Here is a 22,681-nt window from a genome sequence, read left to right as displayed (position 1 = left end):
GCACCTCCCGGACGCCGGTCCGGGGGAGGATCAGGCTGCGGCGTCTGGCTCCCCCGGGCCCCTCGGGGGCCCGGAAGGTACCCCCATGCGCCGGCAAGGCGCCGGATCGCGGCTCGTAACGGTGGGGGCACCTCCCAGCCGCCGGGCTGGGGGAGCGTCGTGGCCCCGCGAAGACCCGGAAGAGAGGTTCTAGGGCTCCGGCCGGGCGGCCCGTCCGCGAGGCCGCCGGGCCCCCGCGCCACGCCATCGGGAGCGCTCGCACCCGCCTGGGGAGCCGCGGGCCGGTCCGACGCGACGGCGCGGACAGACCCACGGCCTCATCTTCGGGAGCCCCCGCCATGGGTCCCTCCCGGATGCCGGTCCGGGGGAGGCCGGGAGGTGGCCGTCGCGCGCCGGCTCGCCCGGCAGATCGGCTCGCGGCGGTGATGTCTACGTCGTCAGGCGGTCGGCGCCTGCACCACCACGGCGGTGCCGTAGCCGTCGGCGCGCCGGACGCCCTCCGGCGACGACGGGACGGCCCGCGCGGCCGGGGCGGCCCCAGGACGCACCGGGCGGCGCGCCCGGCGGGCCGTGGCTCACAGGAACTGCGGCGACGGCAGGTACGGCGCCGGCGGGCGCATGCCGCGCAGGCACAGGTACCCGTCGGCGGACAGTTCGAGACCGGCCGCGAATCCGACGTCCAGCGCCCAGTCCTGTTCCGCCGTCAGGTGCCGTACGGTCGCCGTCGAGCCGGGCGGCAGGCTGAGCAGGGCCGAGGTCAGCAGCCGGACCGCGATCCGGCGGGAGGTGGCCGCCAGCAGCGCCACGTTGCCGTTCTCGTCGAGGTAGCAGTACCCGCTGCCGGCCAGGTCGTCGGCCACCACCACCCGGCAGTGCAGCAGCAGTTCGCCGTGGTCGGGTCCGTGGGCGGCGCCGCGCAGCCGCCGGTCCACGGAGTCCATCAGGTCCCGCTGCGCGGGCCCGCCCTCGATGGCCGGGCCGTCCGGCACGGTCAGCCGCGTGGTGTCCACCGTCCCCGACAGCCGCATCGACGGGTGCAGGGTGAACCCGGCGCCCCGGTAGACGCGGGCCGCGGCCGAGTCGGGCCGGGCGCAGATCATGCCGCGCAGGGTGCCCCGGCCGTAGGCCGCCGCCCGGCGCATGAGCTCCTTGCCCACGCCCTTGCCCCGCGCCTCGGGCACCACCGCGAGCAGCGACAGCCCCCACAGGCCCTCGCGCAGGGACGCCAGCGCCACCCCGACCGGGCGGCCCGCGTCGTCCTCCGCGAGCCAGCACCCGGCCGGGTCGGTCCCGGCCAGATGCCGGACTCTGCGCAGGAACCGGACGGTCCGCCGTTCCTCCCACTCCCCGCCCCCGAAGGCGGCGACGGTCACGGAACGCACGGCCTCGGCGTCCGCTCGGCTGTCTCGTACGCGGCGCAGGATCATGGGATCCATCGTGACCCGGCGCGGGGCGTGCCTGCTACGGCAACGCGAGCATCCGGTCCAGGGCGAGCCGGGCGTCGTGCGCGGTGCCGGGGTCGACGGTGACGCGGTTGACGACCTTCCCGTCGGCCAGCGACTCCAGGGCCCACACCAGGTGCGGCAGGTCGATGCGGTTCATCGTGGAGCAGAAGCACACCGTCCGGTCGAGGAAGACGATCTCCTTGCCCTCGGCGGCGTACCGGTTGGCCAGCCGCCGGACCAGGTTCAGCTCGGTGCCCACGGCCCACTTGGAGCCGGCCGGCGCGGCGTCCAGGGTCTTGATGATGTGCTCGGTGGAGCCGACGTGGTCGGCCGCCGCGACGACCTCGTGCCTGCACTCGGGGTGGACCAGCACGTTGACGCCGGGGATGCGGGCGCGGACCTCGTTCACCGAGTCGAGCGAGAAGCGGCCGTGCACCGAGCAGTGGCCGCGCCACAGGATCATCCGGGCCCGGCGCAGCTGGTCGGCGGTGAGCCCGCCGCCCGGCTTGTGCGGGTTGTAGACGACGCAGTCCTCCAGGGACATGCCCAGCTCGCGCACGGCGGTGTTGCGGCCGAGGTGCTGGTCGGGGAGGAAGAGGACCTTCCCGTTGTCGCTGTCGCCGGTCCGGGCGAAGGCCCAGGTCAGGGCGCGGGTGGCGTTCGAGGAGGTGCAGACGGTGCCGCCGTGCCGACCGGTGAACGCCTTGATGTCGGCCGAGGAGTTCATGTAGGTGACGGGCACGGTGACGTCGGCCACACCCGCGTCGGTCAGCACGTCCCACGCCTCCGCGACCTGCTCGGCGGTGGCCATGTCGGCCATGGAGCAGCCGGCGGCCAGGTCGGGCAGGATCACCGCCTGCGCGTCGGTGGTGAGGATGTCGGCGGACTCGGCCATGAAGTGGACGCCGCAGAAGACGATGTACTCGGCCTGCGGGCGGGCGGCGGCGTCACGGGCCAGCTTGAAGGAGTCCCCGGTGACGTCCGCGAACTGGATGACCTCGTCCCGCTGGTAGTGGTGGCCGAGCACAAACAGCCGGTCGCCGAGCCTGGCCCTGGCCGCGCGGGCCCGTTCCACCAGGCCGGGGTCGGAGGCCGCCGGCAGATCGCCCGGGCAGTCCACCCCACGCTCGCTGGCCGGGTCGGAGCCCCGGCCGAGCAGGAGGAGGGCGAGCGGGGTCGGCTCGACGTCGAGGGTCTGGGCGGTGTTCACGGCTCCCACCCTTCTTTCTGTGTGCTGTCCGACGCCTTTTCGTCGGATTGACACAATGGATGATATCCGCTTCGCGTCACGTTGACGATGCCGATAGCGTCACTGTGACGCATTCCGCGACCGGCCCCGGTGTGCGAGCATGGGGGAAACCAGAAAAGGCGTGCCGCCGGTGGAATGAATCCGGGTGGCCGTCTGTTGGCCCACTCGGCAGAGCATTGCGCACACAGTGCAGTCCGTACTACCTGGGAGATACGCAGATGTCCGTAACGGAAGAGACCGTTGTCAACGACGGCATCATCCTTTCCGACACGGCCGTGGCGAAGGTCAGGAGCCTGCTGGAGCAGGAAGGGCGCGACGACCTCGCGCTCCGCGTCGCGGTCCAGCCCGGCGGATGTTCCGGTCTGCGCTACCAGCTCTTTTTCGACGAGCGCTCGCTCGACGGTGACGTGGTGAAGGACTACGACGGTGTGAAGGTCGTCACCGACCGGATGAGCGCCCCCTACCTCGGCGGCGCCTCGATCGACTTCGTCGACACCATCGAGAAGCAGGGCTTCACCATCGACAACCCGAACGCCACGGGCTCCTGCGCCTGCGGCGACTCCTTCAGCTAAAGGCCACCGGCCCGGCCCCGCGCGGCCCGGCACAGCACGGCGGAGGCGGCGGACCGATCGACACGGTCCGCCGCCTCCGCCGTCGCGTCCCCGCCCTCAGCGGACCGGGATGGGCTCGCCCCGCTCGTCCAGCAGCGCGCGGTCCCCGACCGGCTCGTCCAGCGACACCTCGGTCGTCATCTCCTCGGCCACCAGGACGCAGTAATCCTCGCGGTCCGGGTTGGTGATCTCCAGCCGCACCGTCACCTCGTCGTCCGACTCCTCGGCCGTCGCCGCGTAGTCGTCGCAGACCCCGCCCCAGAAGGTCAGGGTGAGGGTCGTGTCCGAGGCGTCGTAGGGCGCGACCGACCAGCCGGCCTCCGCGGGGTCCGCCGCTTCCTGGCCGCGGTCGCCCGGCGCGGACCCGGCCCCGGAGCGCTGCTCCGGGTCGGCGGGCTCGGCCGGTTCGGCGGGCTCCGCCGGGGCGTCCGGCGCCCCGCCGTCCGCCGCGTACGAGAACGGGACGGCCGGGTGGCTCACCACGGTCGGTATGTCACCCGCGAGCGTCCCCCGGAACAGCCAGGACGGCACGAGCACCGCCTGCTGCTCGCTGTAGTGCAGCGCCAGCCCGAACTCGGCCGTCACGTCCACCGGCCCCGGCTTCTCCCCGGGGGCGGCGCACGCGTACTCCGTGTCCGGCTCGGCGGGGGCGACGGGCTCCGACTGCCCGCCGGGCTCCGGCTCTCCGCCGGGCTCCGGCGCCGGCTCGGCGCAGGCGATCTCCGGCACGGGCAGCTCGGCCAGCGCGTCGTTGTACCCCTCGACGGCCCCGGCGGCGTCCAGCGAGACGTCGCGCTCCGCGCCCGCCTCGGGCACCGCCAGCACGCCCGTGGCGCTGGTCACCTCGCCCTCCGGACCCACGTACAGCTCGGTCCGCAGGCCGTGCACCGGCAGGCCGTCCACCACGGGGAACGCCCGCACGACCCGCTGGGAGGCCGCGGTGAGCGTCGCGTCCAGATCGGCGTCGGCCAGGCCGAGGTCCGCGAGCAGCGGCTCGGCCGCGTTCAGCGCCTCCTCCTGGGACGGCGGCGTCCCCCCGGCGTCGTCCACCGGCATCTCGGGACTCGCCACGGAGGAGTCCGGGTCGATCGGATCGGTGATCTCCGCGTACACCTGTCCCCCGTACGACCAGTGGCCCGGCGCCGCGCCGGTCACCGTCAGGGCCGTCCCCCCGGGCTCGGGGCTCGTCACCGTCCAGGACCCGCCCGACTCCTCGACCGCCTCGCCGTCCAGGCCGAAGGCCGCCGCCAGCCCGGCGACCTGGTCGCCGGTCACCTCCCCGAAGCCGTACACCGCGGCCCGCTCCGGGGCGGCCGGCGCGTCACCGGTCAGCCGCAGCGGCGCCGGACCGGCCGTTTCCAGGGCCACCGCCGCGTCCCCCCGGGCATCGATCGTGAGGGCCGCTGCGCCGTCCAGCACCAGCGGTTCCGACGCGTCGCCGCCGCTGTCGCCGCCGCCCCCGCCGTCGTCGCCCAGCAGCCCGCTCGCTCCGTACAGACCGCCCGCGATGACCGCCACGGCCACCGCGACGGCCGTGATCACGGGCCACCCGCGGCGCCCGTCACCGTCCTGGCCCCCGGGGGTGGCCGCCTCCTCGCGGGTCTCCTCGTCAGCCATACCATCGCTCCTCGGATCCGGCGGATATGTACGCCCGTTGGACGGGACGACGTCACGAGCGGTTCCACCGGTAGCCTGGTGGTCCTTGTCGCCTGACGCCCTCGGGAGCGGAACCGCCGTGCGTATCGCCGTCTCGGGCTCCATCGCCCACGATCATCTGATGACTTTCCCCGGCCGGTTCGCCGACCAGCTCGTCGGAGACCAGCTCCACACCGTCTCGCTGTCCTTCCTGGTCGACTCCCTCGAAGTGCGGCGAGGCGGTGTCGGCGCCAACATCTGCTACGGCATGGGCCAGTTGGGCGCGGCCCCGATCCTCGTCGGGTCGGCCGGCGCGGACTTCGAGGAGTACCGGGCCTGGCTCGACCGGCACGGCGTGGACACCGCCTCGGTCCGCATCTCCGAACTCCTGCACACCGCGCGGTTCGTGTGCACCACCGACGCCGACCACAACCAGATCGGCTCCTTCTACACCGGCGCGATGAGCGAGGCCCGGCTGATCGAGCTCCAGGCCGTCGCGGACCGCGTGGGCGGCCTCGACCTGGTGCACATCGGCGCCGACGACCCCGAGGCGATGCTGCGCCACACCGAGGAGTGCCGCACCCGGGGCATCCCGTTCGCCGCCGACTTCTCCCAGCAGCTCGCGCGCATGGACGGCGAGGAGATCAGGATGCTGACCGAGGGCGCGGCGTACCTGTTCCACAACGAGTACGAGAAGGCGCTCGTCGAGAACAAGACCGGCTGGTCGGCCGATGACGTGCTCGCCCGGGTCGGCACCCGGGTCACCACGCTGGGCGCGCGGGGCGTGCGGATCGAGCGGCTCGGTGAGGAGCCGATCGAGGTCGGCTGCCCCGAGGAGGAGACGAAGGCCGACCCCACCGGCGTCGGCGACGCCTTCCGCGCCGGATTCCTCTCCGGCCTGGCCTGGGGCGCCCCCCTGGAACGCTGCGCCCAGGTCGGCTGCATGGTCGCCACTCTGGTGATCGAGACGATCGGCACCCAGGAATACACCCTGAACCGCGGCCCCTTCATGGAGCGCTTCACCAAGGCTTACGGCATCGAAGCGGCCGACGAGGTCCGGGCCCACCTGGCCTGACCCCCGGTCGGGCCGGACCGGCGCCGGGTGCCGCGTCGCCCACCGTGGGCCGGCGGTGTGCCGGGTGGCGTCCTGCGTCCGGGCCTCCTGTCGGCCGTGGCGGGTCGGCGCGCGCGGCGGGGAGCCGTGGGGTTCAGGACAGGCGGCGGACGCGGTAGGCCGTGCCAGGGCCGTCGGGGTTGGGGGACGCGCCCAGGTACTCCTGGCCGCGCATCGTGCACCAGGCCGGGATGTCGAGGCGGGCCGCCGTGTCGTCCGACAGGACCGTGATCACCTCGCCGACCGGGGCCCGGGGGAGCGTCTTGGCCAGCTCGATCACCGGGATCGGGCAGCGCTTGCCCAGGGAGTCCACGAGCAACGGGTCCGCCGTCCCCGGCGACGGCGGGACGTCGAGCGCCGCGCGGACCGAGGCCACGGCACGGGGGAGCGCGGCGAGGAAGCGTTCCACGTCCTCCTCCGCCGTCCCCGGCGGCAGCGACACCCGGACGTTCCCCTCCGACAACACCCCCATCGCCCGCAGGACATGGCTCGGCGTCAGCGTGCTCGACGTGCACGACGAGCCGGACGAGACGGCGAAGCCCTCCCGGTCCAGCGCGTGCAGCAGCGCCTCCCCGTCGGCGTAGAGGCAGGAGAACGTCACGATGTGCGGCAGCCGGTGCGCCGGGTCGCCGACCACCTCGGTGTCGGGCACCACCTCCGGCACCCGGGCGCGGATCCGCGCCACCAGCGCGCTCAGCCGCGCCGCCTCCGCGTCCGCCTCCTGCCGCACCGCCCGCAGCGACGCCGCCGCCGCGACCACGGCCGGGATGTTCTCGAAGCCCGGCGCGCGTCCCGACTCCCGCTCGTCCACCGGCCGCGCGGGCGCGAACCGCACCCCCTTGCGCACCGCGAGCAGCCCCACCCCGCCCGGACCGCCCCACTTGTGCGCGCTCGCCGCCAGCAGCGACCAGCCGTCCTCCACCGGCCCCCACGCCAGCGACTGCGCCGCGTCCACCAGCAACGGCACCCCCGCCGCGCGGCACGCCGCCGCGATCTCGCCCACCGGCTGGCGCGTCCCCACCTCGTGGTTGGCCGACTGCACGCACACCAGCGCGGCGCCGTCGCCCAGCGCCGCCGCCACGTCCCCCGGCGCCACCCGGCCGCCCCGGTCCACGCCGATCTCGGTGACCTCGCCGCCCGCCTCCCGGTGCGCCTCGGCCGCGTGCAGCACCGCCGAGTGCTCCACGGCCGACACCACCAGCCGCCGCCCGGCCCGCCGCCGCCCGGCGAGCGCGCCCGCGACGCCGGTGTGCAGCGCGCGTGTGCCCGAGGTGGTGAACGTCAGTTCGTCCGGGCGGCAGCCGACCGCCTCGGCGGCGGTCTCGCGCGCCGCGTCCAGCAGCATCCGGGCCCGCCGCCCCTCCCGGTGCGGACGGGCCGGGTCCGCCCAGCCGTCCTCCAGCGCGGCGGCCAGCGCCTGCCGGGCGACGGGGTGGAGGGGAAGCGAGGACGCGGCGTCGAAGTAGGGCACGTCCGCCACGCTAACAATCCCGTCGTTCCGCCACCCCGGTGCGTTGGACCACCCTCCCCGCGTGGGCCCGGGGGACGTCCAGTAGGGTTTGGTCCGCATAAACATCCAAACCCCTGCCCGTGTCAGGGCCGGCCCCGCTCCGCGCGAAGGCAGCCCGGACCATGGGCGAGACTCTCGGGAAGGCGCTACGTGAGTCCCAACGGCTCCGACCGCTCGTCGCGGCGCCCGATGCGGCGGTTCCTGCCGCAGGCGCTCATCGCGGGCCTGGTCCTGGCAACCGCGACAGGTTGCACATCGGAGGACTTCCCCCGCCTCGGTATGCCCACCCCGGTGACGGAGGAGGCGCCCCGCATCCTGTCCCTCTGGCAGGGCTCGTGGGCCGCCGCGCTCGCCACGGGGGTGCTGGTCTGGGGCCTCATCCTGTGGAGCGTTTTCTTCCACCGCCGCTCCCGGACGAAGGTCGAGGTCCCCCCGCAGAACCGGTACAACCTCCCCATCGAGGCCCTGTACACGCTCGTTCCGCTGATCATCGTCTCGGTGCTCTTCTACTTCACCGCCCGTGACCAGACCGAGCTGCTGGAGACCTCGGACGAACCCGAGCACGTGATCAACGTGGTCGGCTTCCAGTGGAGCTGGGGTTTCAACTACATCGAGCGGGTCGGCGACCACGAGGGCGACGCCCGCGAGGCCGCCGAGCTGGCGTCCATCCCGGACGACATCCAGGACCGCTTCCCCGAAGGGGCCAACGGCGTCTACGAGGTCGGCACGCCGGCGGACCGCGACCCGGACACGGGGAACCCGGGCCCCACCCTGGTGCTGCCCGAGGGTGAGCCCGTCCAGTTCGTCCTCACCTCCCGGGACGTCATCCACTCCTTCTGGGTGGTGCCGTTCCTCATGAAGCAGGACGTCATCCCCGGGCACACCAACACCTTCGAGGTGACGCCCAGCCGCCAGGGCACCTTCCTGGGCAAGTGCGCCGAGCTGTGCGGCGTGGACCACTCCCGCATGCTCTTCAACGTCAAGGTCGTGTCGCCCGAGGAGTACGACGCGTACCTGGAGGAGCTCGCGGACCAGGGTCAGACGGGGTACATCCCGGCCGGTATCGAGCAGACCGACGCCGCCCGGAACGCCGAGACCAACGAGGGGCAGTCGTGAGTATCCTCGAGAAAAACCAGGAGTCGGACGTCGCGCCCGCGATCCGCGCGGCGGCGCGCCGCCCGCAGCCGGGGTCCGTCGTGGTCAAGTGGCTCACCACCACCGACCACAAGACGATCGGCACGATGTACCTGACGACGTCGTTCCTCTTCTTCATCATCGGTGGCATCCTGGCCCTGCTCATGCGCGCCGAACTCGGCCGCCCGGGCAACCAGTACCTGAGCAACGAGCAGTTCAACCAGCTCTTCACCATGCACGGCACGGTGATGCTGCTGCTGTTCGCGACCCCCCTGTTCGCCGGGTTCGCCAACTGGATCATGCCGCTGCAGATCGGCGCCCCCGACGTGGCGTTCCCGCGGCTGAACATGCTGGCCTACTGGCTGTACCTCTTCGGCGGCCTGATGGTCGTCGGCGGCTTCGTCACCCCGCAGGGCGCGGCCAGCTTCGGCTGGTTCGCCTACACGCCGCTGTCCGACGCGGTCCGCTCGCCGGGCGTCGGCGCCGACCTGTGGGTGATGGGCCTGGCCCTCGGCGGCTTCGGCACCATCCTCGGCGCGGTGAACTTCATCACCACCATCATCTGCATGCGCGCGCCCGGCATGACGATGTTCCGGATGCCGATCTTCACCTGGAACGTGCTGCTGACCGGTGTGCTGGTGCTGCTGGCCTTCCCGGTGCTCGCCGCCGCCCTGTTCGCCCTGGCGGCGGACCGGATCTTCGGAGCCCACATCTTCGACGCGGCCAACGGCGGCGCGATCCTGTGGCAACACCTGTTCTGGTTCTTCGGCCACCCCGAGGTGTACATCATCGCGCTGCCGTTCTTCGGCATCGTCTCCGAGATCATCCCGGTCTTCAGCCGCAAGCCGATCTTCGGCTACATCGGCCTGGTCGCCGCGACGATCATGATCGCGGGCCTGTCGGTGACGGTGTGGGCGCACCACATGTACGTCACGGGCGCGGTGCTGCTGCCGTTCTTCTCGTTCATGACCTTCCTGATCGCGGTGCCGACCGGTGTGAAGTTCTTCAACTGGATCGGCACCATGTGGAAGGGCTCGCTCAGCTTCGAGACCCCGATGCTCTGGTCGGTCGGCTTCCTGATCACCTTCCTCTTCGGTGGTCTCACCGGTGTGATCCTGGCCTCGCCGCCGCTGGACTTCGCCATCTCCGACAGCTACTTCGTGGTGGCCCACTTCCACTACGTGGTCTTCGGCACGGTCGTCTTCGCGATGTTCGCCGGGTTCCACTTCTGGTGGCCCAAGTGGACGGGCAAGATGCTGGACGAGCGGCTGGGCAAGATCACCTTCTGGACGCTGTTCGTCGGCTTCCACCTGACCTTCCTCGTCCAGCACTGGCTGGGCGCCGAGGGCATGCCGCGCCGCATCCCGGACTACCTGGCCGCGGACGGCTTCACCGCCCTCAACACGGTGTCCACCATCGGGTCGTTCCTGCTCGGCATGTCGATGCTGCCGTTCCTCTACAACGTCTGGAAGACCTGGAAGTACGGCGAGAAGGTCACCACCGACGACCCCTGGGGCTACGGCCGTTCGCTCGAATGGGCGACCTCCTGCCCGCCGCCCCGGCACAACTTCATCACGCTGCCCAGGATCCGGTCCGAGTCCCCGGCCTTCGACCTGCACCACCCCGAGGTCGCGGCGCTCGACCAGCTCGAGAACGACGCCCGCCACGAGGCCGAGGCGCTCACCGGAAAGGAGGCCGGCCAGTGAGGATCCAAGGGCACCTGTTCGCCTGGATCTCGGTCTTCATGCTGTCCGTGGCCATCGTCTACGGACTGTGGTCCAAGGAGCCGGTCGGCACCACGGCCCTGTTCCTGTCGTTCGCCCTGTCGGCGATGGTCGGGTTCTACCTGATCTTCACCGCCCGCCGGGTCGACACGGGCGCGCAGGACCGGAAGGACGCGGACGTCGCCGACGACGCGGGCGAGCTCGGCTTCTTCAGCCCGCACAGCTGGGCCCCGCTGGTCCTCGGGGCGGGCGGCGCGGCGGCGTTCATGGGCCCCGTCTTCGGCTGGTGGTTCCTGTACTTCACCGCGCCCCTGATCGCCGTCGGCCTGTGGCTGTGGGTCTTCGAGTACTACCGCGGCGAGAACCAGAACCAGTGACCGTGCCGCCCGGTGCCGCCCGCGGCGCGCCGGTGTGACCCGTGGCCCCCCGGAGGCGAGACCTCGGGGGGGCCACCCCATTCGCAGCAAGCCAGCGCGCCCTTTCGGCGCAATGTTCTTAGTTTGTGGCTATGAGTCACATATCTCGGTTCACCCTCAGCGCCGCGCTGCTGGCCGCTCCGCTGCTGGCCGGGCTGACGGCCTGCGGCGACGGCGACCACCCGCTGGCGGCCGACCCGTACGACGCCACGGAGCAGCTCTCCTTCGGCACCGCGGGCCGCGAGGACGCCACCGCCGTCGATCCCGACTCGCCCCTGAAGATCAGCGCCAAGGGCTCCGACACCCGCATCACCGACGTCGTCGCCACCGACACCACCGGCCGCCCCCTGGCCGGTGAGCTGTCCGCCGACGGCCGCGGCTGGCGCAGCACCTCACCGCTGGCCGCCGACGCCACGTACACCGTCCGCGTCAGCACGGAGGACGGCGGCGGCGCCCCCGGGCGCGGCGTGCACAGCTTCACCACCCGCGCCTCGGACACCAAGCGCGTCGACGTCACCTTCGGCCCCGAGGCGGGCACCTACGGCGTCGGCCAGCCCATCACCGCCACGCTCAGCCGCGGCATCTCCGACGAGCGCGAACGGGCGCTGGTGGAGGGCGCGTTGGCGGTCAGCTCCGAGCCCGCCGTCGAGGGCGCCTGGCACTGGGTGGACGACAAGGAGCTGCACTACCGCCCCGAGGAGTACTGGCCCGCCCACGCCCGGATCACCGTCACCTCCCACCTGGAGGGCCTGTCCATCAGGGACGGGCTGCGCGGCGGCAGCGGCGAGCCCCTGGAGCTGAAGACCGGCGACCGGGTCGAGGCCGTCGCCGACATCAGCGCCCACACCATGACCGTCTCCCGCAACGGCGAGGAGCTGCGCACCGTCCCCATCACCACGGGCAAGGAGGGCTTCCGCACCCGCGGCGGCAAGAAGGTCGTCCTCGGCCGCGAGGCACAGGTGCGGATGACCGGCACCAGCATCGGCATCCCGGCCGGCAGCGCCGAGTCCTACGACCTGAACGTCGAATGGGCGGCCCGGCTCACATGGAGCGGCGAGTACGTGCACGGCGCGCCCTGGTCGGTCGGCTCGCAGGGCGTGGACAACGTCAGCCACGGCTGCACCGGCCTGAGCACCGAGAACGCCCGCTGGTTCTACGAGCTGATCAAGCCGGGCGACATCGTGGAGCACGTCAACGGATTCGGCGAGGACATGGCGCCGTTCGGCAACGGCTTCGGCGACTGGAACCTGTCCTGGGACGCCTGGCTGGAGGGCAGCGCCCTCCAGGGCGAGGACCGGCCGGCGGCGGACCAGCCGGAAGGCCGGCTGGCCCCGAGCATCTAGGTCCTGTCCTGTCGATCTTGCAGGATCAGCCCGCGGTGTCGGACGGGGTGCATCGCAAGGCGCCGGATCGCGGCTCATACGTGGCCGTATGCGTGCGATCCGGTAACGCGGCGAGGTGCCGTGGCCGGCGTCGCGGGCCCGGCAAGATCGGCAGGACAGGGCCTAGCGACGCCCCGCCGCGTCGCGCCCGGTCAGCGCGCGGTGGCCGGGAGGCGCCGGCGTAGCAGGGAGGCCAGCGACGCGGCCAGCTCCGCCGGGTCCACCGGGTGCGCCACGGCGGCCTCCGCGCGGCTCCAGGTGGCCAGCCAGGCGTCCTGCGGGCGCCCGATCAGCAGCAGCACCGGCGGGCAGTCGAAGATCTCGTCCTTGATCTGGCGGCACACGCCCATGCCCCCGGCCGGGGACGCCTCGCCGTCCAGCACGCAGGCGTCGATGCCGCCCTTCTCCAGCTCGGACAGCACCGCGGGCAGCGTCGCGCACTCGACGTACTCGACCGCCGGGACGTCGTCCGCCGGCCGCCGCCCGGCCGCCAGGCGCACCTGCTCGCGGGTGTGGGCGTTGTCGCTGTAGACCAGCACCGTGGCGGTGCTCTCCATCGTTCCTCCGCGGGGTGGAGCGGGTGTCGTCGCCGCGGATGCTACTCCGTCCCGGGCGGCCTGGGCAGGGCATCGGCGTGCCGCGCGGACGTGGGGACACACCGAACCCCACCCCCGGGGCAAGCGCCCGAAAACCGCCCGACATAATGACGGGCGTGGCGACAGCAACAGCAGTAGATACCGGGCACGCGATCCCCTCGGTCAACAGGCCGAACGTCACCAGTGTCGGGACCGTCATCTGGCTGAGTTCCGAGCTGATGTTCTTCGCGGCCCTCTTCGCGATGTACTTCACCCTGCGGTCGGTGATGGGTGCGGACTACTGGCAGGAGAACGCGGACGCGCTCAACCTGCCTTTCTCCGCGACCAATACGACGATCCTGGTGCTTTCCTCCCTGACCTGTCAGCTCGGCGTGTTCGCCGCCGAGCGGGGCGACGTGAAGAAGCTCCGCGGTTGGTTCGTGGTCACCTTCATCATGGGAGCCATCTTCATCGGCGGCCAGGTCACCGAGTACGTCGAGCTGGTCGAGCACGAGGGCATCTCCCTTTCCTCCGGCCCCTACGGTTCGGCGTTCTACCTGACCACCGGCTTCCACGGACTGCACGTGCTGGGCGGGCTGATCGCGTTCCTGTTCGTCCTGGGCCGGACCTACGCCGCGCGGCGCTTCACCCACGAACAGGCCACCACGGCCATCGTCGTGTCGTACTACTGGCACTTCGTCGACGTCGTCTGGATCGGCCTCTTCGCCACCATCTACCTGATCCAGTAGCGGCCGGTCGACGCACTGTACGCACTTATCAAGCACCGACGCAGAAGATCCTGACACCGGGGTAATCCGTGAAAAAGCTCTCCGCACGACGACGCCATCCCATGGCGGCACTCGTCGTCCTCCTCCTCGCGCTGGCGGCCACAGGGGGGCTGTACGCCGCGTTCGCCCCCGCGGACGAGGCGAAGGCCGACGACGCGGCCCAGTCCCTCGCCATCGAGGAGGGCAAAAGGCTCTACGACGTCGGCTGCTCCAGCTGCCACGGCGCGGGCGGCCAGGGCGGCAGCGACGGCCCCAGCCTGGTGGGCGTGGGCGCCGCCGCCGTCGACTTCCAGGTCGGCACCGGCCGGATGCCCATGCAGCAGCCGGGCCCGCAGGCGCCGGACAAGCCGGCGGTGTACACGCAGGCCGAGATCGATCAGCTCGCCGCGTACATCGCCTCCCTCGGCCCCGGCCCGTCCGTGCCGAACCCCAGCGCCTACGACCCCGCCGAGGGCGACTCGGCGGAAGGCGGCGAGCTGTTCCGGACCAACTGCTCCCAGTGCCACAACTTCACCGGTCAGGGCGGCGCCCTGACGCACGGGAAGGAAGCACCCGGACTGGACGGCGTCGACCCCCGGTACGTCTACGAGGCCCTGCTCACCGGCCCGCAGAACATGCCCTCCTTCCCCGACTCCACCCTCCCCGAGGAGCAGAAGCAGGACATCATCGCGTTCCTCCAGGAGGTCAACTCCTCCGAGGCCGAGAACCCCGGAGGCTTCACGCTCGGCGGCTTCGGCCCCGTCAGTGAGGGCCTCTTCGCCTTCACGTTCGGCATCGGCGCCCTGATCGCCGTGACCGTGTGGATCGGCGCCAGGACCGCGAAGGCCAGGAAGTCATGAGTAGCCACGACAACGAACGAAACGACAAGGTGCTGTCCGACGACCACCTGCCCAGCAGCCCGGAGGGAAGGGGCCAGGTCGCCGTCGCGGACGACCCGTTCGCCGACCCGGGGCTGCCCCCGCACGAGCCGCGCCGCCAGGACGTGGACGAGCGGGCCGCCAAGCGCTCCGAGCGCACGGTCTCCCTGCTGTTCATCGTGGCCATGCTGGCCACCGTCGGCTTCATCGCCGTCTACTCGACCGTCAGCGTCGAGACGATCGTCTACATCTGGCCGTTCGGGCACATCAGCGCCACGAACTTCGGACTCGGCCTGACGCTGGCCCTGGCGCTCTTCGCCACCGGCGCCGGCGCCATCCACTGGGCCCGCACCCTGATGTCCGACCTGGAGACCGCGGACGAGCGGCACGCCGTCGAGGCCACTCCCGAGGTCAAGGCGAAGGTCTTCGAGGACTGGAAGCAGGGCGTCGCCGAGTCCCAGTGGGGCCGCCGCAAGATGGTCCGCAACACCATGCTCGGCGCGCTGACCCTCGTCCCGCTCACCGGTGTCGTGCTGCTGCGCGACCTGGGTCCGCTGCCCTACAGCAGGCTGCGGCACACGGCGTGGAAGGAGGGTGAGCTGATCGTCAACGACTCCACCGGTGAGCCGCTGCGCCCGGAGGACATCGTCGTCGGCTCCCTCACCCAGGCCAGGCCGGAGAGCCTGGACCCGCACGCCGAGGACTTCCACGCGGAGATCGCCAAGGCCGCGGTCATGCTGGTGCGCCTGGAGCCCGAGGACATCAAGGACCAGCGCTCGGCCGAGTGGGGCCACGAGGGCATCCTCTGCTACTCCAAGATCTGCACCCACATCGGCTGCCCGGCCACGCTCTACGAGCAGCAGACCCACCACGCGCTCTGCCCCTGCCACCAGTCGACGTTCGACCTCGCCGACGGGGCACGGGTGCTCTTCGGCCCGGCAGGCCACCCCCTGCCGCAGCTTCGCATTTCGGTGAACGACGAAGGCTACCTCCAAGCGCTCGGCGACTTCGAGGAGCCGCCCGGCCCGAGCTTCTGGGAGCGCGGATGAGTACGACGACTGACGCCGCCCCGAAGACGAGGGGCAAGGCGGGCCCAGGCGAGCGCCTCGCCGACTGGACCGACGGTCGGCTGGGGCTCTACACCCTGGCCAAGGCCAACATGCGGAAGATCTTCCCCGACCACTGGTCGTTCCTGCTGGGTGAGATCTGCCTCTACAGCTTCACCATCCTGATCCTCACCGGCACCTACCTGACGCTCTTCTTCGTGCCGAGCATGGCCGAGATCGAGTACGACGGCCCGTACGTGCCGATGCAGGGCGTCATGATGACGGAGGCGTACGCCTCGACGCTCGACATCAGCTTCGAGGTCCGCGGTGGTCTGCTGGTCCGGCAGATCCACCACTGGGCCGCGCTGATCTTCGTCGTCGGCCTGCTCTTCCACATGATGCGGGTGTTCTTCACCGGCGCGTTCCGCAAGCCGCGCGAGCTGAACTGGCTGTTCGGCTGGACGCTGCTGATCCTGGCCATCTTCACCGGCCTCACCGGCTACTCGCTGCCGGACGACCTGCTCTCCGGTACCGGTATCCGGTTCATGGAGGGCGCGATCCTGGCGACACCGGTGATCGGCACGTACCTGCAGATGTTCCTGTTCGGCGGGGAGTTCCCGGGGCACGACATCATTCCCCGGTTCTTCGTCATCCACGTGCTGCTGCTGCCGGGCATCATGCTGGCGCTGGTGACCGCGCACCTGATCCTGGTCTTCTACCACAAGCACACCCAGTACGCCGGGCCCGGCAAGACGAACACCAACGTCGTCGGCATGCCGTTCCTGCCCGTCTACATGGCCAAGGCCGGCGGCTTCTTCTTCCTCGTCTTCGGCGTCATCACGGCCATCGCGGCGACCGTCACCATCAACCCCGTGTGGGTGCTGGGGCCGTACCGGCCCGACCAGGTGTCCACCAACGCCCAGCCGGACTGGTATCTCGGCTTCTCCGAGGGCCTGGTGCGCATGATGCCCGGCTGGGAGTGGGTGATCCCCGGCGGATACACGCTGAACCTGGGTCTGATGATCCCGCTCGGCGTCTTCCCGGGCATGCTGGTGCTGATCGGCCTCTACCCGTTCTTCGAGTCCTGGGTCACCAAGGACCGGCGGGAGCACCACATCGCGGAGCGCCCGCGCAACAGCCCGACCCGGACCGGGTTCGGCGTGGCCTGGCTGACGGCGTACGTGGTCTGCCTCATCGCGGGCGGCAACGACGTGTGGGCGGTCAACTTCAACCTGTCCATCAACGCCATCACCTGGTTCTGCCGCATCGCGTTCTTCGTGCTGCCGGTGCTCACGTTCGTCGCCACCCGGCGGATCTGCATCGGGCTCCAGCGCCGCGACCTGGAGAAGGTGCTGCACGGCCGGGAGACCGGCGTCATCAAGCGGCTGCCGCACGGCGAGTTCGTCGAGGTGCACGAGCCGCTGCCGCAGCACCAGCTGTACACGCTCATGGCGCACGAGCAGCACCGGCCCGCCGAGATCGGCCCGGAGACGGACGAGAACGGCGTGCGGCGCAAGGTCAGCCCGCTGGAGCGGCTGCGCGCCCGGATCAGCCGTGGCTACTTCGGTGAGCACGCGCAGATCGCCAAGCCGACCGCCGAGGAGTACCGCGCCATCACCAGCGGCGAGGGACACCACTGAGCGATCCCGCTCCGGCCCCGAGGGCCGTGGTCACCGCCCGCATCCGGGCGGCGGCCACGGCCCTCGGCGTTTGGCTCTAGGCTCTGCTCCGACGACACCGACCCGCCTCCTCCAGGAGTGAGCTGCATGAGCGTTGTGACCCCCGCCGGAGGCGACCCGGCGGCCGAACGCACCTGGCCGGACCTGCTGGCGTCGCTGCTCGCCGGCCGGGACCTGACGGCCGGCGAGGCCGCGTGGGCCATGGACCGCATCATGAGCGGCGACGCGACGGACGTGCAGATCGCCGGCTTCGCCGTGGCGCTGCGGGCCAAGGGCGAGACGGTGGAGGAGATCACCGGCCTGGTCCGGACGATGTACCGGCACGCGAAGCTGATCGAGGTGCCGGGACGCACGGTGGACATCGTCGGCACCGGCGGCGACCGGGCCAAGACGGTCAACATCTCGACCATGTCCGCGATCGTCGTCGCCGGCACGGGCGCCCGGGTCGTCAAGCACGGCAGCCGCGCGGCCTCCAGCGCCAGCGGCGCGTCGGACGTGCTGGAGAAGCTGGGCGTCAACCTGGAGCTGACCCCGGAACGGGTGGCCGAGGTTGCCGTCGAGGCGGGCATCACGTTCTGTTTCGCGATCAAGTTCCACCCGGCGCTGCGGCACGCGGCGGGCGCGCGGACGGGGCTCGGCGTGCCGACCACGTTCAACGTCCTGGGCCCGCTCACCAACCCGGCCCGCGTCGGGGCGCAGGCGACGGGTGTCGCGGACGCGCGGATGGCGCCGATCATCGCGGGCGTGCTGGCGGAGCGCGGCACCTCGGCCCTGGTGTTCCGGGGTGACGACGGCCTGGACGAGCTGACCCTCACCACGACCTCGACGGTGTGGGTGGTGCGCGACGGCACGGTCCGCGAGGAGAAGTTCGACCCCCGGGACGTCGGCCTCGAACCGGCCCCGATCGAGACCCTGCGCGGCGCGGACGCCGCGTACAACGCGGAGGTGGCCCGCCGCCTGCTGGCCGGCGAGCGGGGCCCGGTCCGGGACGCGGTCCTGCTGAACTCGGCGGCGGCGCTGGTCGCCCTGGACCCCCAGGACGCCCCGCTGTCCGAACAGATCGCGGCCGGCATGGCCAGGGCCGCCGCGTCGATCGACACGGGCGCGGCGAAGACCACCCTGGAACGCTGGATCGCGGCCAGCCACCGGTAGCCCCGCGGGCACGTGCTCCCGCCGGAGGCGCCGCGCGCCGAGGCCCTATGCGTCGAGGCCGATGGAGAAGGCCGCTTCGAGGTCGTGGCGGGAGTACGTGCGGAACGCGATGTGGGTTTCGGTGGACTGCACGCCCGGTACCTTGCTGATACGGCCCGGGATCACCTCCGCGAGGTCCTCGTGGCCGCGGACCCGGACCAGGGCGATAAGGTCGTGGGGGCCGGTCACCGAGTAGACCTCGCTGACTCCTTCCAGCGCCGCGATCTGCTCCGCGACCTCCGGGACGCGGTCCACGCTGGTCTTGATGAGCACGATCGAAGTGATCACGGCTGAGCCTTTCCCTGTGCGGCGGACGCGGTACGCAGGGCTCACCTTAGCCCGGTACATCGGCCGTGGCGGCGCCGTAGCGCGTAGGGTGACAGTGGATAACGACAGGGCTGACGGACGGTGCGAACGGTGGATCCCACGGATGACGACGAGGCGACGGGGCGGCCCGAGCCCGAGTCCGGGGAGCCCGCCGAAACCCTCGACCGGCCGCTGCCGGAGCGGGTCCGCCACCGGGTCATCCTGCTCGCGGGGGACTCCTTCAGCGGGATGACCATCGCGGAACTGCCCGTCACTCTGCGGCAGTATGCCCGATTCACCCCCTCCCGGCGGGTGAAGTTCGGCGGCAGCGCCATGGCCGCCGCCCTGGAGAGCGACTCCCTCTTCCGGCAGCGCGTCGCCGCCCGGCTGCGCGCCGTGGAGCCGGAGCTCGCCGAGGCCGTCGAGCAGGGCACGCCGCCGCCCGCCGCCGACCCGGTGGACGTCGCCGCCGCCGCGTTCGTGCTGCGCCCGCCCGGCTGGGCCAAGCTCGTCGCCGCCGCGGGCGAGGAGGCGCAGCGGGCCCAGGCCGAGCGCGCCGAGCAGGAGCGGGAGCGGGAGATCGCCCGGCTGCGGGAGGAACTGGCCGAGGCCCACGCGGCGGCCCGCGCGGACGGCGAACGGCTGCGCGCCGAGCTGGAGGCGGCCCGCAAGGAGGCGGACGCGGTCCACCGGAAGCTGCGCAGCGCCGTCAGCGACGTCCGGCGCGGCGAGGCGGCCACGCGCAAGCTGCGCGCCGAGCTGGAGGAGGCGCGGGCCGAGGCGGCCGGCGCCAGGGCCGCCGCCGAGGGCGAGGCCCGGCGGCTGCGGGCCAGGCTGGCGCAGGCGGAGGCCGCCCTTGAGGCCAGCCGCAAGGCGGTGCGCGAGGGGCGCGGCATCGAGGACATGCGGCTGCGGCTGCTGCTCGACACGGTGCTCGACGCGGCCCAGGGCCTGCGCCGCGAACTGGCGCTGCCGCCCGCCCGGTTGAGACCGGCGCAGACCGTGGACGCGGTGGAGCCGGGCGGCATGACACCGCAGGACGTGGCCCAGCGTGCCCTCGCGGAGGACGATCCGGCGCTGCTCGACCAGTTGCTGGCCCTCCCGCAGGCCCACCTGGTCGTGGACGGCTACAACGTCACCAAGACCGGCTACCCCACGCTGCCGCTGGAGAAGCAGCGGCTGCGGCTGCTGGGCGGGCTCGCGGTGCTCGCGGCCCAGACGGGCGCGGAGATGACGTGCGTCTTCGACGGCGCCGAGCTGGCCGCCCCCGTGCTGCTGACCCCGCCGCGCGGTGTCCGGGTGCTGTTCAGCAGACCGGGGCAGACGGCGGACGAGCTCATCAGGCAGTTGGTGCGGGCCGAGCCGCGCGGGCGTCCGCTCGTCGTGGTGTCCTCGGACCGCGAGGTCGCCGACGGCGTCGCCGGTGCCGGGGCCCGCCCGGTGGCATCGGCCCTGCTGGTCAAGCGACTTGCGCGGACTTAGCCGGTTCGCCGGTCTTGGCCGGATCGTTGCCCCTTCGGCCGGTTCGGCCGCTCTCGTCCCCCACGCAGTGTGCCGTGGCGCTCGCGGCCGGTGTGAGCTAAGTAAAAAATACTCGCGAGGATTTGAACCTGGTAAACCACCCTCGCTAGGGTCGGGCGTCGAACCTTCGCGCGGAGGCCCATCCAGTCCGGGTGGCCGCGAGGTACCGCCGGTTCCGTGGCAGTCCGGGCGGAGCGGCGGCTGAGGAAAAAGGAGCTCGCTCCCGTGGCGTCCCACCGTCGTCCCAAGTCGCCGAGCAGGGCCCGTGTGACCATCTTCGGTGCCACCGCAGCCGCCACCGTCGCGCTCACCTCGCAGTCCGCCCAGGCCGATCCCGACCCCACCGTCGACGAGGTCCGCGAGGAGGTCGACGAACTCCGCCACGAGGCCGAGGTCGTCACCGAGGAGTACAACGGCGCCAAGGAGCGCGCCGAAGAGCTCCAGGCCGAGGTCGAGGAGCTGCAGGATTCCGCGGCGCGGGGCCAGGAGGAGCTGAACGAGCTGCGCGCGAGCGTGGGCGCGGTGGCGTCCGCCCAGTACCGCAACGGCGGCATCGACCCCTCGCTCCAGCTCTTCCTGTCGGCCGACCCGGACGCGTATCTGGACCAGGCGTCCACGCTGGACCAGGTGAGCGGCCAGCAGGCGGAGACGCTGCGGCTGATCGAGGACCGGCAGCGCGGTCTGGACCAGCAGCGCCAGGAGGCCACCGACAAGCTGGCCGAGCTGGAGGAGTTGCGCGCCCGGCTCGACGAGCAGAAGGAAACGATCCAGGGCAAGCTCAATGAGGCCCAGTCGCTGCTGAACCAGCTCACCGCCGAGGAGCAGGCCGAACTCGCCGCCCAGGAGGCGGCGGAGGCCGAACGGGCCGCCGAGGCCGCGCGCGCCGACCGGTCCGACACCCGGACCGACTTCGTGGACCTGCCCGGCTCCTCGCGCGGCGAATCCGCGCTGAGCGCCGCCGCGAGCAAGCTCGGCTCCCCCTACGTCTGGGGCGCCACCGGCCCCAGCGCCTTCGACTGCTCGGGGCTCACCTCCTGGGCCTACGCACAGGCCGGGGTGTCGCTGCCCCGCACCTCCCAGGCCCAGGCCGGCGTCGGCACCCGCGTCAGCCTGGACCAGCTCGCCCCGGGCGACCTGGTGTTCTACTACGACGGCCTGAGCCACGTCGGCATGTACGCGGGCAACGGCCAGATCCTCCACGCCCCCTCGTCCGGCTCCGTCGTCCGGTACGACTCGGTGACGTCCATGCCGTTCATGTTCGGCGTCCGGGTCGGCTGAACTCCGCCGACCGGCCCGCCGCGCGAGCGGTATCGTCTCGTCCGATGCGTAAGACGTTGATCGTGACGAACGATTTCCCGCCGCGCCCCGGAGGGATCCAGGCCTTCCTGCACAGCATGGCGCTGCGCCTCGACCCGCGGCGGGTCGTGGTGTACGCCTCCACCTGGAAGCGGGACGCCGAAGGGCTGCGGGCCACCGCCGAGTTCGACGCCGAGCAGCCGTTCCCGGTGATCCGGGACCGGACCACGATGCTGCTGCCGACCCCGGCCGCCACCCGGCGCGCCGCCGGGCTGCTGCGCGAACACGGCTGCACCGCCGTGTGGTTCGGCGCGGCGGCCCCGCTCGGCCTGATGACGCCCGCGCTGCGCGCGGCGGGCGCCGGGCGGGTCGTGGCCACCACGCACGGGCACGAGGCGGCCTGGGCCCAACTGCCGGGATCGCGCGCGCTGTTGCGGCGTATCGGGGAGCACACGGACACCATCACGTACCTCGGCGAGTACACCCGCTCCCGCATCGCGCGGGCGCTGAGCCCCTCGGCCGCCGCGCGGATGGTCCAACTGCCGCCGGGCGTCGACGAGAAGGTGTTCCACCCCGACTCGGGCGGCGCCGCCGTCCGGGCCTCGCTCGGGCTGAGCGAGCGGCCGGTGGTGGTGTGCGTGTCGCGGCTGGTGCCGCGCAAGGGCCAGGACACACTGATCCGGGCCCTGCCGCGGGTGCTGGCCGCTGAGCCCGGCACGGTCCTGCTGATCGTCGGCGGCGGCCCGTACCGGGCGGACCTGGAGAAGCTGGCGGAACGGCTGGGCGTGAGCGCGTCGGTGCGGTTCACCGGCCCGGTGCCGTGGGAGGACCTGCCCGCGCACTTCGGCGCGGGGGACGTCTTCGCGATGCCCTGCCGCACGCGGCGGCGCGGCCTGGACGTGGAGGGCCTGGGCATGGTCTACCTGGAGGCGTCCGCGACCGGCCTCCCGGTCGTCGCCGGCGACTCCGGCGGCGCCCCCGACGCGGTCCTGGACGGTGAGACGGGCTGGGTGGTCCGCGCGGGCGAGTCCACGGCCGCCGAGGAAACGGCGGACCGCCTGCTGGCCCTCCTGACCGACCCCGAACTCCGTCGCCGCATGGGCGAACGCGGTCGCGCGTGGGTCGAGGAACGCTGGCGCTGGGACCTCTTGGTGGACCGCCTCCGCACCCTCCTGGACTGACCGGGGTGTCGCCCACCCGCC

Annotated in this window: 20 protein-coding genes; 14 read left to right on the top strand and 6 right to left on the bottom strand. The window is 72.3% G+C overall.

Annotated features, from left to right (window positions below; translation table 11 throughout):
• Positions 1–575 precede the first annotated feature (575 nt).
• Positions 576–1,427: a GNAT family N-acetyltransferase gene (locus tag ACSNOC_RS16975; RefSeq protein ID WP_436748299.1), complete on the bottom strand. Its 852-nt coding sequence runs from the start codon at positions 1,425–1,427 to the stop codon at positions 576–578.
• A 34-nt stretch (positions 1,428–1,461) separates the two neighbouring features.
• Positions 1,462–2,655, bottom strand: a complete 1,194-nt coding sequence (nadA, locus tag ACSNOC_RS16970; protein WP_436748298.1) for a quinolinate synthase NadA — start codon at positions 2,653–2,655, stop codon at positions 1,462–1,464.
• A 257-nt stretch (positions 2,656–2,912) separates the two neighbouring features.
• On the opposite strand from nadA, the gene ACSNOC_RS16965 reads away from it, so the two are divergent.
• Positions 2,913–3,266, top strand: coding sequence for a HesB/IscA family protein (locus ACSNOC_RS16965; protein ID WP_436748297.1), 354 nt, complete (start codon positions 2,913–2,915; stop codon positions 3,264–3,266).
• Positions 3,267–3,362: 96 nt separating this feature from the next.
• Here ACSNOC_RS16965 and ACSNOC_RS16960 read toward each other — a convergent pair whose 3' ends face one another.
• Positions 3,363–4,922: a hypothetical protein gene (locus ACSNOC_RS16960; RefSeq protein ID WP_436748296.1), complete on the bottom strand. Its 1,560-nt coding sequence runs from the start codon at positions 4,920–4,922 to the stop codon at positions 3,363–3,365.
• Positions 4,923–5,040: 118 nt separating this feature from the next.
• Here ACSNOC_RS16960 and ACSNOC_RS16955 point away from each other — a divergent pair, with 118 nt between their 5' ends.
• On the top strand, positions 5,041–6,015 hold the full coding sequence (locus ACSNOC_RS16955; protein ID WP_436748295.1) for a carbohydrate kinase family protein: 975 nt from the start codon (positions 5,041–5,043) through the stop codon (positions 6,013–6,015).
• Between the two features lie 133 nt (positions 6,016–6,148).
• Here ACSNOC_RS16955 and ACSNOC_RS16950 read toward each other — a convergent pair whose 3' ends face one another.
• Positions 6,149–7,525, bottom strand: a complete 1,377-nt coding sequence (locus tag ACSNOC_RS16950) for a cysteine desulfurase/sulfurtransferase TusA family protein (RefSeq protein WP_436748309.1) — start codon at positions 7,523–7,525, stop codon at positions 6,149–6,151.
• A 189-nt stretch (positions 7,526–7,714) separates the two neighbouring features.
• On the opposite strand from ACSNOC_RS16950, the gene ctaC reads away from it, so the two are divergent.
• The 4 genes from ctaC to ACSNOC_RS16930 all read left to right on the top strand — a co-directional run bounded on the left by ctaC (position 7,715) and on the right by ACSNOC_RS16930 (position 12,181).
• Positions 7,715–8,680, top strand: a complete 966-nt coding sequence (gene ctaC / locus ACSNOC_RS16945) for an aa3-type cytochrome oxidase subunit II (RefSeq protein WP_436748294.1) — start codon at positions 7,715–7,717, stop codon at positions 8,678–8,680.
• Complete coding sequence (gene ctaD / locus ACSNOC_RS16940; RefSeq protein WP_436748293.1) at positions 8,677–10,404, top strand: aa3-type cytochrome oxidase subunit I; 1,728 nt, start codon at positions 8,677–8,679, stop codon at positions 10,402–10,404. The genes ctaC and ctaD overlap by 4 nt, the downstream gene beginning before the upstream one ends.
• The gene (locus ACSNOC_RS16935) at positions 10,401–10,799 is read left to right on the top strand and encodes a cytochrome c oxidase subunit 4 (protein ID WP_436748292.1); all 399 of its coding nucleotides are present in this window, start codon (positions 10,401–10,403) and stop codon (positions 10,797–10,799) included. Before ctaD ends, ACSNOC_RS16935 begins: the two co-directional genes overlap by 4 nt.
• Before the next feature lie 131 nt (positions 10,800–10,930).
• Complete coding sequence (locus ACSNOC_RS16930) at positions 10,931–12,181, top strand: Ig-like domain-containing protein (protein ID WP_436748291.1); 1,251 nt, start codon at positions 10,931–10,933, stop codon at positions 12,179–12,181.
• A gap of 191 nt (positions 12,182–12,372) precedes the next feature.
• Here ACSNOC_RS16930 and ACSNOC_RS16925 read toward each other — a convergent pair whose 3' ends face one another.
• The gene (locus tag ACSNOC_RS16925; RefSeq protein WP_436748290.1) at positions 12,373–12,777 is read right to left on the bottom strand and encodes a hypothetical protein; all 405 of its coding nucleotides are present in this window, start codon (positions 12,775–12,777) and stop codon (positions 12,373–12,375) included.
• A gap of 146 nt (positions 12,778–12,923) precedes the next feature.
• Here ACSNOC_RS16925 and ctaE point away from each other — a divergent pair, with 146 nt between their 5' ends.
• From ctaE to trpD, 5 genes are all read left to right on the top strand, one after another.
• Positions 12,924–13,544: an aa3-type cytochrome oxidase subunit III gene (gene ctaE / locus ACSNOC_RS16920; protein ID WP_436748289.1), complete on the top strand. Its 621-nt coding sequence runs from the start codon at positions 12,924–12,926 to the stop codon at positions 13,542–13,544.
• Positions 13,545–13,612: 68 nt separating this feature from the next.
• A complete protein-coding gene (qcrC, locus tag ACSNOC_RS16915; protein WP_436748288.1) occupies positions 13,613–14,422 on the top strand; it encodes a cytochrome bc1 complex diheme cytochrome c subunit in 810 nt (269 codons plus the stop codon).
• Complete coding sequence (gene qcrA / locus ACSNOC_RS16910; protein ID WP_436748287.1) at positions 14,419–15,489, top strand: cytochrome bc1 complex Rieske iron-sulfur subunit; 1,071 nt, start codon at positions 14,419–14,421, stop codon at positions 15,487–15,489. The genes qcrC and qcrA overlap by 4 nt, the downstream gene beginning before the upstream one ends.
• Entirely contained in the window at positions 15,486–17,126 is a 1,641-nt protein-coding gene (gene qcrB / locus ACSNOC_RS16905) for a cytochrome bc1 complex cytochrome b subunit (protein ID WP_436748286.1), read from the top strand. The genes qcrA and qcrB overlap by 4 nt, the downstream gene beginning before the upstream one ends.
• A gap of 126 nt (positions 17,127–17,252) precedes the next feature.
• Entirely contained in the window at positions 17,253–18,317 is a 1,065-nt protein-coding gene (trpD, locus tag ACSNOC_RS16900) for an anthranilate phosphoribosyltransferase (RefSeq protein ID WP_436748285.1), read from the top strand.
• A 45-nt stretch (positions 18,318–18,362) separates the two neighbouring features.
• Here the strand turns inward: trpD and ACSNOC_RS16895 are convergent, their stop codons facing one another.
• A complete protein-coding gene (locus tag ACSNOC_RS16895; protein ID WP_436748284.1) occupies positions 18,363–18,644 on the bottom strand; it encodes an Lrp/AsnC family transcriptional regulator in 282 nt (93 codons plus the stop codon).
• Positions 18,645–18,773: 129 nt separating this feature from the next.
• Between ACSNOC_RS16895 and ACSNOC_RS16890 the strand changes: the two genes are divergently transcribed.
• The 3 genes from ACSNOC_RS16890 (at position 18,774) to ACSNOC_RS16880 (ending at position 22,660) form a co-directional block, all read left to right on the top strand.
• The gene (locus ACSNOC_RS16890; RefSeq protein ID WP_436748283.1) at positions 18,774–20,144 is read left to right on the top strand and encodes an NYN domain-containing protein; all 1,371 of its coding nucleotides are present in this window, start codon (positions 18,774–18,776) and stop codon (positions 20,142–20,144) included.
• Positions 20,145–20,408: 264 nt separating this feature from the next.
• The gene (locus ACSNOC_RS16885; RefSeq protein ID WP_436748282.1) at positions 20,409–21,461 is read left to right on the top strand and encodes an NlpC/P60 family protein; all 1,053 of its coding nucleotides are present in this window, start codon (positions 20,409–20,411) and stop codon (positions 21,459–21,461) included.
• Positions 21,462–21,505: 44 nt separating this feature from the next.
• On the top strand, positions 21,506–22,660 hold the full coding sequence (locus tag ACSNOC_RS16880; RefSeq protein ID WP_436748281.1) for a glycosyltransferase family 4 protein: 1,155 nt from the start codon (positions 21,506–21,508) through the stop codon (positions 22,658–22,660).
• Positions 22,661–22,681: the final 21 nt, after the last annotated feature.

It is taken from the genome of Streptomyces sp. URMC 129, from assembly GCF_051386415.1.
Classification (GTDB): domain Bacteria; phylum Actinomycetota; class Actinomycetes; order Streptomycetales; family Streptomycetaceae; genus Streptomyces.
The sequence above is the reverse complement of the archived record's forward strand: the minus strand, read 5'-3'. Positions and strand labels throughout refer to the sequence as shown.

Bases quoted from the DNA above. Each gene is read 5' to 3' on its own strand.
- ACSNOC_RS16975 (WP_436748299.1), bottom strand. From the start codon at position 1,427: ATGATCCTGCGCCGCGTACGAGACAGCCGAGCGGACGCCGAGGCCGTG.
- ACSNOC_RS16965 (WP_436748297.1), top strand. From the start codon at position 2,913: ATGTCCGTAACGGAAGAGACCGTTGTCAACGACGGCATCATCCTTTCC.
- ACSNOC_RS16930 (WP_436748291.1), top strand. From the start codon at position 10,931: ATGAGTCACATATCTCGGTTCACCCTCAGCGCCGCGCTGCTGGCCGCT.
- qcrB (WP_436748286.1), top strand. From the start codon at position 15,486: ATGAGTACGACGACTGACGCCGCCCCGAAGACGAGGGGCAAGGCGGGC.
- ACSNOC_RS16960 (WP_436748296.1), bottom strand. From the start codon at position 4,922: ATGGCTGACGAGGAGACCCGCGAGGAGGCGGCCACCCCCGGGGGCCAG.
- qcrA (WP_436748287.1), top strand. From the start codon at position 14,419: ATGAGTAGCCACGACAACGAACGAAACGACAAGGTGCTGTCCGACGAC.
- ctaE (WP_436748289.1), top strand. From the start codon at position 12,924: ATGACGGGCGTGGCGACAGCAACAGCAGTAGATACCGGGCACGCGATC.
- ACSNOC_RS16925 (WP_436748290.1), bottom strand. From the start codon at position 12,777: ATGGAGAGCACCGCCACGGTGCTGGTCTACAGCGACAACGCCCACACC.
- trpD (WP_436748285.1), top strand. From the start codon at position 17,253: ATGAGCGTTGTGACCCCCGCCGGAGGCGACCCGGCGGCCGAACGCACC.
- ACSNOC_RS16880 (WP_436748281.1), top strand. From the start codon at position 21,506: ATGCGTAAGACGTTGATCGTGACGAACGATTTCCCGCCGCGCCCCGGA.